The sequence below is a fragment of the Mycobacterium simiae genome (assembly GCF_008370645.1).
In the GTDB taxonomy this organism is placed as follows: domain Bacteria; phylum Actinomycetota; class Actinomycetes; order Mycobacteriales; family Mycobacteriaceae; genus Mycobacterium; species Mycobacterium simiae_A.
The window spans coordinates 1-609 of record NZ_VTZN01000483.1; the positions used below are offsets into that span (position 1 = coordinate 1).

The 609-nt window shown below is 70.1% G+C and carries 1 protein-coding gene and 1 pseudogene; both read right to left on the minus strand.

Going from position 1 to position 609, the window contains the following annotated elements:
* Positions 1–199, minus strand: a pseudogene (locus tag F0Q45_RS26540) (adenylate/guanylate cyclase domain-containing protein); the annotation flags it as partial.
* Positions 196–486 (minus strand): hypothetical protein, encoded by a 291-nt coding sequence (locus F0Q45_RS26545; protein ID WP_149656654.1) that lies wholly within the window; start codon positions 484–486, stop codon positions 196–198. The gene F0Q45_RS26545 and the pseudogene F0Q45_RS26540, both read right to left, overlap by 4 nt.
* Positions 487–609 lie beyond the last annotated feature (123 nt).

Sequence of the window (609 nt, forward strand, 5' to 3'; positions counted from 1 at the left end):
CAGCGTCGCCAAGGGTTTTCACCAGCCGGTCGCCGTGGTCGAGCGCAGCCCGGGTCAGATCGGCGAAGCCTTCGGCGGTGTCGGCCGCTTCGAGGTCTCCGTGGGCTTCGGTGAGCGCGGTGAACCCCGACATGTCGATGAAGGCGACGGCCACCCATTCGCCGGCCGGTTCGGTGTGGTGCCGGGCTGTCGCGTTCATCGGCGCGCCGAGATGAGGACACGGACACGGCCGGCCGAGTCGATGGGCGGGAAGTGCGTCACACGGTCCGGCCTTGGCCGTGGTGAACGTGGACTATGCGATTGCACGCGGCGGGGTTGGCGAAGCCGCACCCGGCTTCGGCGGCGTTGGGGTGGATAGGCGCGGGCAGCCCGACAACCGCTGGGGTAGTCGGGCATGGCGGCCAGCGCGACCCGCGCGAACCCCGGATCGCCGTAGCGGGTGGGTGTCGTGGCCAACCCGGTGCGGGCGGTGTTGAGAGTGCTCACGGCTATCAGCCTGGCCGCAACGCCGCGTTGCGGCTTGAACGTTTCGGCTGTGCATGCCCGCGACCAACAGAGCAGCGCTGCATCGTTGCCCACAGTCGGCGGCAGCGGCCCTTAACCACCCCG